At 37.9% G+C, this 16,128-nt stretch carries 11 protein-coding genes; 2 read left to right on the top strand and 9 right to left on the bottom strand.

Annotation, left to right across the window (positions count from 1 at the left end; translation table 11 throughout):
- Positions 1-163: 163 nt before the first annotated feature.
- From MKY08_RS01805 to MKY08_RS01790, 4 genes are all read right to left on the bottom strand, one after another.
- Positions 164-1,030 carry a GNAT family N-acetyltransferase gene (locus tag MKY08_RS01805; RefSeq protein ID WP_069512926.1) on the bottom strand — a complete coding sequence of 289 codons (867 nt, stop codon included), beginning with the start codon at positions 1,028-1,030 and terminating at the stop codon, positions 164-166.
- 437 nt (positions 1,031-1,467) lie between these two features.
- Positions 1,468-3,300 carry an ABC transporter ATP-binding protein gene (locus MKY08_RS01800; RefSeq protein ID WP_069512927.1) on the bottom strand — a complete coding sequence of 611 codons (1,833 nt, stop codon included), beginning with the start codon at positions 3,298-3,300 and terminating at the stop codon, positions 1,468-1,470.
- Positions 3,300-5,021 carry an ABC transporter ATP-binding protein gene (locus tag MKY08_RS01795; protein ID WP_069512928.1) on the bottom strand — a complete coding sequence of 574 codons (1,722 nt, stop codon included), beginning with the start codon at positions 5,019-5,021 and terminating at the stop codon, positions 3,300-3,302. Before MKY08_RS01795 ends, MKY08_RS01800 begins: the two co-directional genes overlap by 1 nt.
- Positions 5,022-5,094: 73 nt before the next feature.
- The gene (locus MKY08_RS01790; RefSeq protein WP_069512929.1) at positions 5,095-5,988 is read right to left on the bottom strand and encodes a DMT family transporter; all 894 of its coding nucleotides are present in this window, start codon (positions 5,986-5,988) and stop codon (positions 5,095-5,097) included.
- 186 nt (positions 5,989-6,174) lie between these two features.
- On the opposite strand from MKY08_RS01790, the gene MKY08_RS01785 reads away from it, so the two are divergent.
- Positions 6,175-8,196 carry a bifunctional diguanylate cyclase/phosphodiesterase gene (locus tag MKY08_RS01785; protein ID WP_069512930.1) on the top strand — a complete coding sequence of 674 codons (2,022 nt, stop codon included), beginning with the start codon at positions 6,175-6,177 and terminating at the stop codon, positions 8,194-8,196.
- A gap of 90 nt (positions 8,197-8,286) precedes the next feature.
- On the opposite strand, the gene MKY08_RS01780 is transcribed toward MKY08_RS01785, so the two are convergent.
- Positions 8,287-8,754 (bottom strand): threonine/serine exporter family protein, encoded by a 468-nt coding sequence (locus tag MKY08_RS01780; RefSeq protein WP_069512931.1) that lies wholly within the window; start codon positions 8,752-8,754, stop codon positions 8,287-8,289.
- Positions 8,755-8,766: 12 nt separating this feature from the next.
- On the bottom strand, positions 8,767-9,519 hold the full coding sequence (locus MKY08_RS01775; RefSeq protein ID WP_024362761.1) for a threonine/serine exporter family protein: 753 nt from the start codon (positions 9,517-9,519) through the stop codon (positions 8,767-8,769).
- Between the two features lie 372 nt (positions 9,520-9,891).
- Here MKY08_RS01775 and MKY08_RS01770 point away from each other — a divergent pair, with 372 nt between their 5' ends.
- On the top strand, positions 9,892-11,301 hold the full coding sequence (locus MKY08_RS01770) for a polysaccharide deacetylase family protein (protein WP_256093214.1): 1,410 nt from the start codon (positions 9,892-9,894) through the stop codon (positions 11,299-11,301).
- Between the two features lie 143 nt (positions 11,302-11,444).
- Here MKY08_RS01770 and MKY08_RS01765 read toward each other — a convergent pair whose 3' ends face one another.
- From MKY08_RS01765 to MKY08_RS01755, 3 genes are all read right to left on the bottom strand, one after another.
- On the bottom strand, positions 11,445-13,538 hold the full coding sequence (locus tag MKY08_RS01765) for a beta-propeller domain-containing protein (protein ID WP_069512932.1): 2,094 nt from the start codon (positions 13,536-13,538) through the stop codon (positions 11,445-11,447).
- A gap of 211 nt (positions 13,539-13,749) precedes the next feature.
- On the bottom strand, positions 13,750-14,943 hold the full coding sequence (locus MKY08_RS01760) for an acyl-CoA dehydrogenase family protein (protein WP_024362758.1): 1,194 nt from the start codon (positions 14,941-14,943) through the stop codon (positions 13,750-13,752).
- 9 nt (positions 14,944-14,952) lie between these two features.
- Positions 14,953-16,125, bottom strand: a complete 1,173-nt coding sequence (locus tag MKY08_RS01755; protein WP_069512933.1) for a saccharopine dehydrogenase C-terminal domain-containing protein — start codon at positions 16,123-16,125, stop codon at positions 14,953-14,955.
- Between the last annotated feature and the right edge of the window lie 3 nt (positions 16,126-16,128).

Below are 16,128 nucleotides of genomic sequence, written 5' to 3'. Positions count from 1 at the left end.
TTCCCGCCGGAGTCACCACCTCCGCTACCAACAACTAGTGAACACTTCTAATTTTATTAATTGCAAAAGCAAGAATGGCTAAGGTCTCCCTATAGCAAAAATTTATGAACAGCTTTCCTCTGTTCCTTAAATTTTTTTAGTTTTGTCCTAGCCTCTCTTTACATTAATTTTTCACATAATAGTCTAGTTGCTGTGCTTTCATAAAGCCCGCCTTCTCATAAACAGAAAGGGCTTTTCTATTCTCGATTTCTACATCGAGCATAACAAATTTAGCGCTTTGTTTACTAGCATAGTCTTTTGAAAAGGATAATAAAGCTGTACCGATTCCTTGCCCTTGATACTGTGGATGAACTGCAAGTGCTGTCACCCATTGAATTTCATTTTCTTCTGCTGTTGTCACCGTACCTACAACGTGGTCATCTTTATGTGCCACCCATAGTTTTCGACCATGCGTTGACGTATTAAAGGCGATTAGCTCCTCCGATTCTGATGGCAAATCCCCAAATGCATCACTATATATAGCGATTAGTTCGGTCTGCTCCCCAGCGTATGGGGCAATTTGAATATCATCTCGAAGTTCAACTGGCTCTGCTTTTGTTTCCAATGTTGCTTCTGAAAAACTGTATGAATAGCCGAACTTTTCGATAAATGTATGCCCGTAAGGAGAGCCATCAATAACGACTGCCAACTGACCTTCCGCCCCTCGCTCTTCTAGTCCAGCTTGTAACACCTTGACTAAAGCTGTTCCAATTCCTTTTTGGCGATAAGCTGGTGTCACTACTAACGACCATTCATACGTATGCAGTCCCATCAAATCAATAGCACTTGCAGCACCTACTAATACATCATGGTCATCTTCATAAGCAAGCACCATAAAACCTTTCGATTCAAAAGAACCTGCCGATGGTATATTCATAATCGTTTCATATACACGATAATCGTTTAAAGTTGCTTCTTCACATAATATTTTTAATTCATTCAATGTTTCCCCATCCAAAGGGAATGACACTGTAATCACTGAAATGTTCATTGTTTACTCCGTTCTTATATCAGACTATTGCCCTATTGTAGCAAGAAAGAAAATAAACTGGCAACAAATTATAATACCCGTTTCTAATAATCAGCAATTTTACTTCCAATACAGAATAAATAGAGATTTATACTACTATAGGTCTTTAAAATAAATGAAATTTACTAGAAGCTATTAGTTATAAATTATTATATGGCTTCTCATCCTAAGAAATCGAATAATTACATTTATTGTAATTATTATAACATTAATACAAAAAAATTACATTAATAAAAGAACGAAATTTCTACAATAAATTATTATGTACCTGTTACTATTGGCAGGTGATTCCAATTAAAAAAGAGCGATTTCTAGAAAAATCGCTCTACAATCAAACATTTCATATTTATATTTGCCAGTAATTTGCGGTTCTTTTCTGCCGCAATGGTTCATCCAAATTACTCTTCTAAATGATATGAGGAGGCGCTTAGCATCTGGGCGTAAATGCCCCCTGATTCGATTAATTCTTGCTGTAAACCCGCTTCGACTAGCTCACCCTTCTGCATAACGAGTATAACATCCGCATTATGCACAGTATTTAATCGATGTGCAATGACAAAGCTTGTGCGTCCTTGCATAAGTCGATTGAGCGCCTCTTGGATTGCTAATTCTGTTACAGTGTCAATGCTGCTCGTTGCCTCATCGAGCAATAAAATTTTCGGATTAGCAATTAGTGCCCGCGCAATGGATAGTAATTGCTTTTGCCCTTGGGAAATTTCTCGACCATCTGCCTTGAGAACAGTGTCATAACCATCCTTTAGTTTCATAATAAATTCATGCGCATTAGCGAGCTGCGCCGCTTCTACAACTTCCTCATCACTAGCATCTAAACGGCCATAACGTATATTTTCCCTTACTGTAGTTTCAAACAAAAAAGGGTCCTGCAATACAAAGGCCATTTGGGAACGGAGTGCTTGCCGTTCAATTTGCTGTACATTTACACCATCAAATAGCACTTCACCCTTCGTCACCTCATAAAATCTAGCAATTAACTGTAAAATCGTTGTTTTCCCTGCACCAGTTGCCCCTACCAAAGCAACTGTCTGCCCAGGCTCAACCGTAAAATGAATATCTTTTAGTGTGTAAGATTCCTGTGCCACATCATACTTAAAAAACACATGTTTGAATGTTACCTGCCCTACTAATGTATGATTTTTTGCAGTAGACATTTCCATTTCAGGCTGTTCATCGAGTAATGCAAATACACGCTCAGCTCCTGCAATAGCTGAGAGTACTGTATTAAACTGATTCGCCAAATCATTTAATGGTCGTGTAAATTGGCGAGCATATTCTGTAAAAATAACAATAACACCTATTGATACATGACCGTAAAGTGCAAGCACCCCACCAATACCAGCAACAATGGTAAAGCTCATATTATTTAAAAAGTTCATGACTTTTGGTATGTAACCAGAGTAAGTCTGTGCCCAAAAGCCTGTTCTTTTCAAACGTAAACTTTTGTCGCGAAATTCCGCCTTTACACGTTCTTCCTGTGAAAAGGCCTTTACAATGCGCTGTCCAGAAATAGTTTCTTCAATCATGCCATTGAGCGCTCCCATTGCTGATTGTTGCTCTTTAAATAATGGAGCAGTTCGACGCGTAATCCAGCGCATTGCCCAAAACATCATTGGAATAATTGTCATCGTTAAAATTGTTAATAATGGGCTCAAGCTTAGCATGATAATAAGCGTGCCCCCAAGCGTTAAAACACTCGAAAACACTTGGATAAAAGAACTATTCAAAGTAGAGCTAACGGCTTCAATATCATTTGTCATGCGACTCATTAACTCGCCATGTTGCCGTCTATCAAAAAACGATATAGGTAACTTTTGAAAATGAGTAAAGACACTTGTTCGCAGCCTATAAATTGTTTGTTGAGCAATCCCAATCATCCAGTAATTTTGTAAAAATAATGAGATGGCTAAAAGCGCATAAATACCGATTAACAGCGTAATTTTACTGCCTAATCCATTTAGCTCGCCATGCATCACATATAGATCGATAATTTTGCCGATTACATACGGTCCTAATAGCGCTAAAAGTGAGCTGACCATAACAAGGAATAGTACGATGACTAATAACATACGTTGTTCATCGACAATTTTCCATAGACGCCATAATGTACTTTTCCAATCTGCTGCTCGTGGCCCTTTCTTTTTCTTTACGACCTGTTTTACATCCTCTTTCGATAAAATCGGCTCATAGCCAAAAGGTTTTTGGAAAAATCCCATTATTTCACCTCCTGCTGGGAGATTGCGATTTTCTGATAGAGCTCAGAAGTTTGCACAAGGTCTTCGTGTGAACCATAGGCGACCACTTTACCCTCATCTATTAACAAAATATGATCTGCACCTTTAGCGGTACGAATTTTTTGTGTGACAACGAGCATCGTTGCACTTTCTTCACTAAGCGCATCCCATAGTGCCTGCTCTGTTTTCACATCAAGTGCACTTGTACTATCATCGAGCATTAATATATGCCCTTTTCTTAATAGCGCCCTTGCAATTGATAATCTTTGTTTTTGACCACCTGATAAATTAACACCCTTTTGCCCTACTCGGGTATCATAACCACTCGGGAAGTCTTCCACAGATGCATGGATTTGTGCCTGCATCGTTGCATTTAACACTTCGTCCATATCCGCTTCTGTATCCCCCCAACGCACATTATCCGCAATACTACCTGTAAATAATAAAGATTGCTGCGGAACGTAGCCTATAATGTCGCGTAGCTCTTGCAAATCCCATTGTTGAACATCTTTTCCTTCAACATATATCTGTCCTTCTGTCACATCATAAAAACGAGGAATAAGCTGTAGTAAAGTCGATTTACCAGCACCAGTAGCCCCCATAATGGCTAACTTTTCACCTGACTTCACGTGAAAACTTACGTTGGACAAGACGGTAGCATCTGTCCCTGGGTATTGAAAGCTGACATTATGAAATACCAGCTCTCCTAATTTCATGTCACTAGATGCCCCCACTATAGATGACGAAGTACTTTCTACTTCATTGTCAACAGCCAACACCTCTGTCATCCGTTCTGCTGAAGCTTTCGCACGGGCATAAAAAATAATAATAAAAGCAAACATTGAAAACGAACCTGTGATACGCATTGCATAGTTGACAATCGCTACAATATCTCCAAGCGGTGCTGTCCCTGTAGCAACTTGCTTGGTACCGAACCAAAGGACTGCCAATAAACTCATGTTCATTACGAACAATAAGACGGGCATAATATATTCCATCGTGCGCAGTGCTTTAACAGTATCCACCTTTAAATGTGATGCCACCTGCTCAAAGCGTGAAGCCTCATATTTCCCACGTAAATAAGCTTTCACGAGGCGCATTGCTTGCAAATTTTCTTGAAGCACTCGATTTAAACGGTCTACACGCTTTTGCACTTTCCCAAAATAAGACACGCCTTTGGCAACCATAAAAATTAGGAAAACAAAAATGATGGGTGTCCCAATTACTAAAAACAATGCCAGTTTCGCATTGACAACAAATGCCATAACAATACTCCCCACAACAGCAAGTGGTGCTCGGAGCATAATTCGAAGGCTCATAAACAATACCGTTTGAACTTGTGTTACATCATTTGTTAGCCGAGTAATAAGCGAAGCTGTAGAAAATTTTTGATACGTAGCCAATGTAAAGGATTGTATTTTTTCAAACAAAGCGTTACGCAAATCAAAAGCAAAACTTTGCGCAGTATGTGATGAAAAATATGAATTAATGACGCCAGCTAAAAAGGCGATAAAAGATAAAATAAGTAATACGGCTCCCCATTGTAGAATCATTTGTTGATTTTGAGCACGTACACCATCATCAATAATTTTAGCCATAATAAGCGGTTGAATCAGCTCTACGAATAATTCCATAAGCATCAAACATAATGCAATAACGGCTGTCCACTTATAAGGTTTTACATACGAAAAAATTACTTTCACATTCTCTCCCCCTTGTTTGAGAAGAACTAGCATTCTATAAAACTAGTTAAAATCACCTATACAAATAATGTTTTTATGCCTTTTCTCCCGCGATTGATAACCACGTTACACAAACAAGCATAACGAAAACCCCCACTAATTGCCACAATCCAAGTGATGTACCAAATACAATTACTGAGATTACCATCGCCGTTAATGGTTCAATACTTGATAAGATACTTGTCTCTACAGCAGTAATATACTTCATGCTACTTAAAAATAGAATGAAGGCAACTGTGCCCGTAACGATTAGCGCCAGCATTAAACCTGTAATTTTGAAATCTGTAAAGACCGTCCACTGATTGGATTGCCATACACGGCTTACTATACCTAACGTTACACCACCGATTAGCATCCCCCAGCCTACAACAAGGAGCACATTCCATTCTTTCATAAGCCGTGCTGGATACAATGTGTAAAAGGCAAACGTTAATCCAACTGCTACTCCCCATAATAAGGCTTTATTACTAACTAACAAAGAATCAAAAGAAGCGTTCGTTAGTAGTAGAAATAAACCTACTAATGTGCCTATAATACCTAATACTTGATATTTAGGTGGCCATTTCTTTAAACTAAGAGATACATAAGCAACAACAAATATTGGTGCTAAAAATTGTAGTAACGTGGCTAATACAGCATTACTTTCATTTATCGCTCCAACGAAGGCGTATTGCACACCGAGCATCCCTACAATACCAAAGGTGATAAGCTGTCTACTCCAAAATTTTTGTTGCCATATGCTAACAATATCTTTACCCGTTAACAATAAGTATGTAAGTAGAAAAATACCTGCAACCGATAGACGAATTGTCAACATAAAAGAAACTGTCAATGCTGTATGATTGAGTAACCATTCCATTAAAGGTCCTGTTGCTCCCCACAACATCGCTCCAGTGATAATAAAAAGTATACCTTTTAATCGTTCCATTCAATTCCCGCTTCCTATATACGTACTAAAAATTGTTATTTTTCTTCAAAACTTTTCTTTATTTTCGTTAGAAAAGTCCTATTTTTTCTCATTATCAAATATTTACAAATATATTCATAATGACTAATTCCCGATAATTATCTATAATATTAGTATATATTGATTACCCAAGGAGATCGAATACTCATGAGTCTTATGCATAAATCATTTACGATAGATGAACATTATATAAATTCACTTCCTTTTCCTGCAATTGTCATAAAGCAAAATGGACAAGCAACAATTTCGGGAAAACACGCTGAAGAACTATTTGGTTTCTCAGTTACTGACATTACAGGACATACTACTCCATCCATACATGAAAATCTACTAAGAAATCTTTCATTTGAGACGTTTCAAGCGATTTTACACAATACAGAAAGTACATATATAGATAAAGTTCAAGTGTACACCCATTCTGAAGAAGAAATCTCTTCAGCATTGCTGGCAAAACCATTTTTTGAACAAGGTGAACACCTTATTTTAATTATGTTTATGTTACCAGATTTAATGATTAATTCTGTTTCAAACAGCAGTACATATGTAGACTTAAAGCAAGGTTTAGACTCTACATTTATGACAGTGACTTTGGATCGCGACGGCTTTATATTGGAGTGTAATGCAGAGTTTTTAAAAATTAGCCAATGGACACCAAAGCGAGTGATTGGTAAAACTTTTTGGCAATTATTTCCTGAAAGCGAAGCGAGTGAAAAGATTACAAATACGATATGGCGCAATTTAAATAATGGTCATACGTGGCAAGGGGAAATCGAGAAGGTTACGAAAACAGGGCAGTCCTATTGGGTACTTCTCACAGCTATCCCAACTTTTAATTTAGAGGCTAATGAACAACAGTTTATTTTAATTGAGAAGGATATTACAAAGTCTAAGACGATTCAACATCAACTTGAAAAAATCGCCTATATCGATACAGAAACAGGCTTAATGAATGCCCATCGTTTAGAAAAAGTGATTACAAAAATGATTGAGGAAGAAAAACACTTCTCCTTCGTCTATTTAAGTATCGATAAATTTTATACATTAAAGGAATTACACGATCAACAAATCAATCAAAGCCTAATTATCGAATTTACAAACCGCATCAAAATGTACTTCCAAGATAGTACGATGGCCCGTATTAACGAAAATGATTTTGTTGTCATTACGCCATTAAGTGAATGGTTTATACAAGGCTTCTTGTCCTATTTACAACAGCATCCAATCTATAGCAGCAATATCGCAGTACCTATTTCAATTAGTGGTGGTATTACACGCTACCCTGAGGATCAAACAACCTTCTCTCAACTCATGAAGGCCTCTATCGCAACGATTACTAATGTGCGTGAAGCAGGTGGTGACAAAATTGTCTCCCTTTCAAAAGCAACACATAAAGCATTAAATCGAAAAGCTTTAATTGAAAAACGTCTACTACAAGCACTAGACCAGAAAAACCTAAAAGTACTTTATCAACCACAAGTTGACATCTACTCGGGTAAAATTACAGCGGTCGAAGCGCTAGTTCGTTGGGAAGATGAAGTGATTGGTGTCGTTTCACCAGATGAACTAATTCCAATCGCAGAGGAAACGGGTCTTATTAACAATATTGGATCGTTTATGATAGAAAAGGCTTGCGAGCAAGCACTTATTTGGAAGAAGGCTGGTCATAATTTAAAAGTAGCTATTAACTCATCTGTACGTGAATTCCGTGATAAAAACATGGCTAAATCCATTCTTGATATGTTAGCAAAAACAAATTGCCCTGCCAATCTTATTCAAATTGAAATTACTGAAAAATTCGCATTAGAAGCAGAAGCTGCAACCTTTATTACACAGCAAATGCGAAAGCTTGAAAACGAAGGGATTGCTTTTGTTTTAGATGATTTCGGTACTGGTTATGGTTCATTCCGTTACATGCAAATTTTACCAATAGGAACATTGAAAATTGATAAAACATTTACTAGTTCGTTATTAAAGTCCGAAAAAACACAAAAGCTTATGCATGGCATGGTACAGTTAGGTAAATCTATGGAGTTAAAAGTGGTCGCTGAAGGCGTTGAAACAGCTGAGCAAGCTGACTTATTAATCACTTACGGCTGCGATGCTATTCAAGGTTTTTATATTAGCAAACCTGTTACACCAGAAGAAATCGAAGCATTACTTGTAAAATAAACAACGCGATAAAAAGCTGTTCCGAAGTATCCAACGCTTCGGAGCAGCTCTTTTTATTTAACATCTTTTTATATAGTGTAAGATGATACTTTATTTTCGGTAAGTTCTTTGCAGCTTCGACTTGCTTGAACGGATAGCACGAAATACAAATTGCATTAAGACTTCCGCAAACACTAAGCCCATCACGATTGCACCTGTAATTAAAAACGCCTTTAGCCCATATTGTAAGCCTTGTAAATAATCATCCTCCACAACATTACGCATTGCGTTGTAGGCCATCCCCCCTGGCACAAGTGGAATGATTCCCGCTACAATAAAGATAATCATTGGCATTTTAAAGCGGCGCGCATATAAATGTGCAACAATCGCAATGATAAATGAGCTGAAAAACGAAGCGTCTACAACGTCCATTCCCCGCTCAGTCAATAGATAATAAATCATCCAGCCAATTACACCAACAAAACCGCAATGAAACAGGGTTTTTCTTGGTACATTAAAAATAATCGCAATTCCTGCCGTTGAAAAAAAACTTACAATTAATTGTATAATTATATCCATTACTTCCGCCTCCTAAAACGATAGGATGACGGCAATCGCTGAACCAATAGCAAAAGCTGTTAAAAAAGCTTCTGCTCCTTTTGCCATCCCTGACATAAAATGACCTGCCATTAAATCCCTTACCGCATTGGTGATTAAAATACCTGGAACTAGTGGCATAACAGAGCTAATAATAATTTTATCGATTTCTGTACCATAGTTAAACTTCACTGCTAAAAAAGCAATAACACCAATAATTAATGAAGCCGTAAACTCCGAGAAAAATTTCACTTTTGTTAAATGATTCATTAGAATAAGAGTAAGAAATCCTAGACCACCTGCAATAAATGCTGTAGGGAAATCAGACCATCCACCCTTAAACATAATCAGAAAACAGCCACTGGCAAGTGCTGCTGCAAATATTTGTATATAAATTGGTAAAAAATAATTTGTTTTTTGTATCGACTTTAGCTCGTCATAAGCGTCTTCTAATGATATTATGTGAGATGTGAGTCTACGAGATACTGAATTTACCAAGGATATTTTTTGCAAATCTGTAACCCTACTGGAAATAGAAGTGATTCTCGTCGGCTGTGTCTTGCCTAACGAAAAAATAATACCTGTAGGTGTAGCATAACATTGCGCATCTAGCATATTTTGAGATTGTGCCATACGCAGCATCGTATCTTCAACACGATATGTTTCTGCACCACTTTCAATCATAATTCGCCCTGCAAGAAGCAAGCAGTCAATAGTAAGTTCATTATCCACTTCACGTGATAGCATTCCAGTTATCTACCTCCTTCAAAAGGTTCCTTGCATATAGTAACGAACTGTAAATAAAAACTCAACAAAAAATCTTCGATATTATCAATTATATTTTGGAATAATTGTATCTGTCGCTAAATGATACAATGCCTTCAGTACAAAATCCATTTATCCGTCGAATTTCATTGAGCTAAAATGTGCCAAATACAGTTTGTTTTGAACGAGTCTTTTATAAGTTCTTGTCGTGATAGGTTTTAAACACTGTTACATACTATTTTTTATTGTAATTCTATTAAATTCAACAAAAACTTTGTAGATTTCTACAACTTTTCCGTTGACTCGCACGTCTGATTTTATAGAAGAATAATTATAGAGAGGAGCGTACCAACATTGATTCAGGAACGCAGAAAAAAACGCGGCCCTATGATTGACTTTCTGTTAATTGGGCTTATTGTTACATTAATATCCATCATCTTTGTCATTGTATTGTCTAAGGATCATTTTAAATTCCAAAAAATTAGTGCCTCAAAAGACACAAACAGTGAAGCTACTAGTAATCTATCCACTGAAAACTCTGCGTTTCCAGGTATACGTATTACATCTGACGTTTCTAAAGATAAACGCAAACCTTTTGCCGTTCACTATCCACAAACAGAAAGTGAAGTTTTTAACGATGTCGTACTGCAGTATATAACAGAGGCAAAAGAAGACTATCTGTTATCTATGAAAAAAAATAAAGATAAAAAGGCAACAGGTGAGCTTACTATAAATTTAGAGACTTTCCCATATCAGGATCACTACTATTCTTTTGTCTTGACGAAAATGCTGTATTTAGGCGGAGCAAATCATGTCGTTTCCACTAAAACGTTTTTCTTTAATAATGAAACGGGTGAAGAAATTAATATCCAAACATTATTACAGAACGACACCAATAACCTGACAACTTTAGCAGCCTATGTTCGCAAAGACTTACAGCAAAATCTTGAGCTAAAAGATCAGCTCAATAATGATGAGCTACTGAAAGTAACTGAGCCGAAGTGGGAAAACTTTAATCGATTTGCTATTATCGATGATTCGATACATTTTTACTTTGATGAGTACGAAATTGCCAGTGGCGCAGCAGGTGCACCTATAGTGAAGCTTGCTCTTTCACTTATTAATCCATTACTAGCATCTGATTTTCAAATTGCTATGGAAACAATGGAACCTACAAAGCCTGTTTCTCCAGGAGATCCAAACGCCAAACGTATTGCATTAACGTTTGACGACGGTCCACACCCGAAAGTAACCGAACAAATTTTAAATACGCTCGATAAATACAATGCGAAAGCGACGTTCTTTATGCTTGGAAGTCGTGTGAAACACTATCCTAATATCGCGAGAGATGTTCTCGCACGTGGTCATGAAATCGGCAACCATTCTTGGAATCATCCAGTATTGACTAAAATGCCAATGGAGCAAGTTTTAAAAGAATATACGTCTACTGCAAATGAAATTGAATTAGCGATTAATCAAGGCGCTACTGTTTTTAGACCTCCATACGGCGCTACTAATGACGACATCAATGCGAAAATACCTGTTCCTGTAGTATTGTGGAGCATTGACACTTTGGACTGGAAACATCGTAATTCACAATTATTACTGACATATATTAAAAAAAATATGCACAACAATGCCATCGTGTTAATGCATGATATTCACCAATCAACAGCAGATGGACTTGACGCTGTATTAGCCTACTTGCAGAGTGAGGGCTATGAATTTGTGACTGTCTCTGAAATTCTCCCTTATCGTGAATAGCACGAATAGAAAAAGTGTTAGATTGACCGCAATCAATCTAACACTTTTTTGCTATGTCGGTGTTATCCGCCTCACCACGCACACGCTAGTTGCCTCTTACGTTGTGTGCGTTCTAAGCAGAAGCCACCACTCGATTTAATCTATTATTTAATAACCAGTGTATCAAGCGCTTTGAAATCTTTTAATTGGTAGCTCTTTACTTCATTGCGAGCAACGGTGTATAAAGTATCGCCAACATAGACAACACGTTGTACAACTTGCTCCCAATTCTCATATTGCTCATTTGTCTTTCCATTTATAATATTCCCTTTGAGCACAATGCCCTTCTCTGCTGTAATTTCGTAAATTTGTGCACCCTGACCTTGGTAGACTATCTCATCGCCTTTTCCTTCTTCATAAAGCACGACTGGGAAGCCGAAGTAATGATAGTCTTTATTGCGGAATAAAGCTTTTGGATTGTATTGTACATCTGAATAAGAGCCTTTACCACCTATTTTAACGGTAGATTGCTCTTTAGGATTTTTAAAATCTGTCACATCAAACAAGGACATTTTCATATTCGTTGACACTGTGAAATTGCGTTTCGTATAAGCATCATAACGTTCTTCCGTATCATAACCAATGCCTATTAAGTGTGTATCATCAAGCGGATGTAAATAATTGCTATACCCTGGAATTTTCAATTCTCCTAGTATTTTTGGTTTTCGTGGATTAGCTACATCAATAACAAATAGCGGATCCACTTGCTTAAACGTTACAACATAGGCTTTCTCCCCCATAAAGCGGGCAGAATACACCTTTTCCCCTGGTGCCATATCCTTTACTGCACCAATTTCCTTTAAGTTCTCATCTAATATGAACAGATGGTTACGAGAAATATTTTTTTCGTCCCACATATTTCCTTCAGTTGTCACAATGCGGAACTTTCCATCATACTCATCCATTGAATATTGATTTAACACTGTTCCTTTCACTTCACTCGTACCTACAAACTTCAAGACCGTTCCATCTAAGTCCCACTTAAACACTTGTGTATCATTTGATTGAGGCATCCAGATTCTATCCTTTATACCTCCCATTGGCGTTATTTGTTTATCGTCATATTTTGGTGTAGTTAAGTAGAGGGCATCTTCTGACATATAAAGTCCACTACTACCACCTAAATAACCTTTCGTACTCGCTGATGTTTTCGCACCATTTTTTAAATCAATTGCCGTAATTAAACTATATGAGCCATCCATCGTGTTTGGTAAAATAGAAATTTTCTCGATAGCTAAGCTTTTGTATTCTTTACTTACTACACTATCATACGTTTTAGGTTTTAAATCTGGTTTACTATCCTCTCGAAGCATCCAATAATTCGGATGCATGTTGCCAATTAAATACAGCGTATCATTCGTAATACGTATATCCTGTAAAGAGCCCTCCTGCGCAACCTCTCGTATCACTTTGGGATTTTTCGGATTTGAAATATCATAAAAAGTTGCCGTTGACATGCTTGTGCCTGCTTGTTCAATATATTCTTCTCCGATAGCGATTAATAATTGATCGTATAATGCTAATTTCGTAATATATTGAGATTCTTTTTGTTTAATTGTCGTTGCAAGTTTCAAATCTTGAGGATGATTAGCGTCAACAACCGTTATACTATGATCTTTTATAGCGTAAATAAAGCCATCTTTAACAACGACGATATCCCCCTCCTCGACCCCTTCTACTTGGTTGTTTGTTGTAGAAGAATTATCCGCAACAGGGGCACTATCTTTACTACTAGAAGCACTATCTTCAAGGACGTTTATTTCTGGCCCTCTATTTCCATTTGCCACAACGGCTTCAAAATATTGTTGTAACTCTTTTTCAGATTTAACAGTCTCTATTTTGTCAATAACAGTAAAGGCAATATCATGGGATGTTGCTTTCAACGTACTATAAGCAAAAGCTTCTTTTTGCACATGTAATCGGTAACTTCCTGCAGAAAGGTTACTGACAATAAGAGATTTTTTATCTTCGCCTAATGTAATCGTTGCCGTCACCTTTTTGCCCGATTCATCCGTAACATAGACATATTCATCTGTTACATTTTTTAATGTTTGTGAAAAGGATGCTCGCCAACTTTGCGTTGTCATTATTGTACTTGCTGCTTTAGCTTGTGCGTCTGGGGAAATCATCAATGTAAAAATCCCTGGCAAGGCGACTAATACGACAATCATAAATATAGCAACCCATTTACTTCTCATTATTTTCCACTCCTTCATATTACTTGTTTTATAATTAGACTACTGAAAGGTTATAAAGTTACATTACATGAAAAATTTTCATAAAAAATAAAAGGACTAGCACCAAATTCAGAATTGTTTTGGTGCCTGACACCATAACAAACACCATAACAAAAGGCATCTGGAATAGTTTCCTGATGCCTTCTGTACAATAAAAATACATGTCTGTCATTTACTCATCAAATGGCCATTTTGGTAACATTTTGGCTAATGGCTTATCGTTTCTTCGACCAAGCACATAATCTGCTTGCATAATTGTATGAATTTCTCGTGTACCTTCATAAATCACTGGCGCTTTCGAGTTACGTAAATAACGCGCCACAGGATAATCATCCGAATAGCCGTACGCACCATGAATTTGTAGTGCGTCATCTGCTGCCTTATTGGCAAAATCACATGCCTGCCACTTTGCCAAGGAAGTTTCTCTTGTATTGCGAATACCTTTATTTTTCAACTCGCCAACCCGATAAACGAGCAGTCGGCTCATTTGATAGCCCGCTTCCATTTTGGCAATCATCTGTCCGACAAGTTGATGCTCGCCAATCGGCTTCCCAAATGTCTCTCGTTCATGGCAATATTTCACACTTGCCTCAAGACACGCTTGAATCAGTCCTACTGCGCCTGCCGCCACTGTAAAGCGACCATTATCCAGTGCAGACATCGCAATTTTAAAACCCTCTCCCTCTTCTCCTAAACGATTTTCAACTGGAATGCGCAAGTCTTCGAAAAAGAGCTCACCCGTATTGCCAGCACGAATGCCATACTTGCCTTTAATCGCCTTAGAAGTAAAGCCAACCATAGAGCGTTCTACAATAAAGGCACTGATACCGTGGTGCTTTTTCGCTTTATCTGTGTAAGCAAAGACAATAAAATGATCTGCTATATCACATAAGGAAATCCATGTTTTTTGCCCATTTAACACATAACAATCACCATCTCGTATGGCCGTTGTTGTCATGGCTGCTACATCCGAACCTGCGCCAGGTTCAGTCAGCCCAAAAGCCCCAATCCGTACCCCCTTCGCCTGTGGTACAAGGTATTGCTGTTTCTGTGCCTCGGTGCCCCATTGCATTAACGTCATACTATTTAAACCTATATGGACGGATACAGCTGTTCGAAAGGCCGTATCCCCCCGTTCAAGTTCCTCACAGACGATGGCTAGTGCGTTATAATCCATGCCGCTACCACCGTACTTTTCTGGCACGCAAACACCCATTAGTCCGAGTTCAGCTAGTCTTGACCAAATGCTTGTATCAAAGCTGCCTGCGGCGTCCCATTTTGCAATATGTGGCATTATTTCATCATCCACAAACTGACGTACGGTTTTTCGTAAGATTTCCTGCTCCGTTGTAAAATCGAAATTCAAGGGCTTCACCTACCATTTCACAATCATTGCAGACTTATGTGATGTTTCTTTAATGACAACACCACGCTTCGCCATTTCTTTAATATACGTCTCACCTGGAACAATCGTTTCTGGAGCAAACACGCCACGTTCTGTAATAGCACCATCACCAATCATTTGGGCAACGACAGAAATTGTATTCGCTGTTGCACGAGCCATCGCTGTTTCATTATTCGTCATATCTTTACGTACGACCATTTCGTATTCATATGTGACCTGCTGTTGCGCCTTTTCTCCTGAAACAATTACCCGTAATAGCACCGCATCAGGCTTTGTTCCAAGTTCAAGCTTCTTCTTAAGCGCCTCCCTGACAACAGCTCTGACAGGCACTTCTAGGTTATCGACTTCTACATTATTACTAGCATCTAAAAAGCCTAAATCAGCTAGCAATTTAAACTTTTCTGCATGCCCTTTATAACGTATTGTCTTATATTCTAATGTGTGGACATTCGGGAATGTCTTATAAAGAGTGGATATGCCACCCGATGTATAAAATGCCTCAAGCACACCAAAATCATCGAAATAAATAGGCTCAATACCTGATAATGATGGAACTTCTTCAAGTTTCCCCTTTTGAATCATTTTAGAAGGCTCTGTATAGTGGTCAAATACACCATCTAGTGAAAAGACACGCGTATAGTGCAACGGAGGCTTCGGTTCTGTTGGAATACCCCCTACATATAGCTTAATAGATTCCACTTCATCTAATTTTGTTGCGCCATAGCCCGCTAATATATTGACCATACCTGGAGCTACACCTAAGTCAGGAATAAGTGTCACACCTTTTGCCTTTGCTTCTTCATGTAATGCTAAAATCTTATCCGTTACACCGCCAATATGTCCCCCTAAATCGACGGAATGGACACCAGCTTCTATCGCAGCTCGTGCTACACGTTCATTAAACGAATAGAACAGTGCATTGACAACAACATTACCTTTCGCAATAACCGATGTTAAAGAGTCATCATTTTCCGCATGAAGTTCTACGACTTCAACTTTATCTGTCTTTAACGTCTCAACAAATTTTTGGGCTGTCTTTACATCAATATCCCCTAAAAAGACCTGTTCCACTTTACTATTTTTTATTAAATCACGAGCAACCTCTTTCCCCATCAATCCTGCACCTAATACAACAACTTTCATCAA

Origin of the sequence: Lysinibacillus sp. FSL M8-0337 (assembly GCF_038593855.1) — a bacterium.
GTDB classification, from domain to species: Bacteria; Bacillota; Bacilli; order Bacillales_A; family Planococcaceae; genus Lysinibacillus; species Lysinibacillus sphaericus_D.
The sequence above is the reverse complement of the archived record's forward strand: the minus strand, read 5'-3'. Positions and strand labels throughout refer to the sequence as shown.